The organism is Xanthobacter agilis (assembly GCF_021730435.1).
Classification (GTDB): Bacteria; Pseudomonadota; Alphaproteobacteria; order Rhizobiales; family Xanthobacteraceae; genus Xanthobacter; species Xanthobacter agilis.
The window spans coordinates 1-832 of record NZ_JABWGX010000066.1; the positions used below are offsets into that span (position 1 = coordinate 1).

Consider the following 832-nt stretch of genomic DNA (forward strand, 5'->3'; position numbering starts at 1 on the left):
CTAGGGTCTAAACTCAACGGCTGAATAATGATTCAATTGGCTCATGGGAGGATGATTCGCCATGAGCCGGTTGTTCTGGTTGAACGAAGAGCAGTGGGCCAAGATCGAGCCGCTTCTGCCGCACTACGGCAGTCCGCCGCGCGTCGATGACCGGCGCATCCTGTCCGGCATCATCCATGTGCTGCGCTGCGGCTGTCGGTGGTGCGACTGCCCTTCCGATTACGGCCCCTACACAACCGTCTACAACCGCTTCAACCGCTGGTCCCGCAAGGGGATCTGGCAGAGGATCTACGCCGCGATCACCGGCGATGAGCGAACACCCCGCCAGCTTCTGGCAGACAGCACCCATGTGAAGGCGCACCGCTCGGCGGCCGGCGCTGAAAAAGGGGGGAGCAACGTCAGGCGATTGGTCGCTCCCGCGGTGGTCGAACGACTAAGATCCATGCCCTGAGCGACGGTAAGGGCCGCCCCCTCGTCCTGGTGCTCACGCCCGGCCAGGCCGCCGACATCAAGATGCTGCCGGTGATGCTCGACGCCGCGCCCCCGGCCCGCGAGCTGCTCGCCGACACCGCCTACGACAGCGACAAGGTGCGAGACGATCTGGCCGGGCGGGACATGCGGGCGGTCATTCCCAACAATCCCACGCGCAAATATCTGCATCCGTTCGACAGGAAGCGCTACAAGAAGCGCAACGCCATCGAGCGCATGTTCTGTCGCCTCAAGGACTTCAGGCGCATCGCCACACGATACGACAAGCTGGCGAGGAACTATCTCGCCTCCTTGTGCCTCGCCGCACTCGTCTCATGCTGGATACGTTGAGTCTCGACCCTAG

General features: G+C 63.0%; 1 protein-coding gene. It reads left to right on the forward strand.

Annotated features, from left to right (window positions below; translation table 11 throughout):
• Positions 1-61: 61 nt before the first annotated feature.
• Positions 62-819, forward strand: a protein-coding gene (locus tag HUW53_RS21710) for an IS5 family transposase (protein WP_237347825.1) whose coding sequence is annotated in 2 segments (ribosomal slippage) — positions 62-379 and positions 382-819 — 756 coding nt in all. Because the reading frame shifts where the segments join, the coding sequence is not laid out codon by codon here.
• The last annotated feature ends 13 nt before the right edge of the window (positions 820-832 follow it).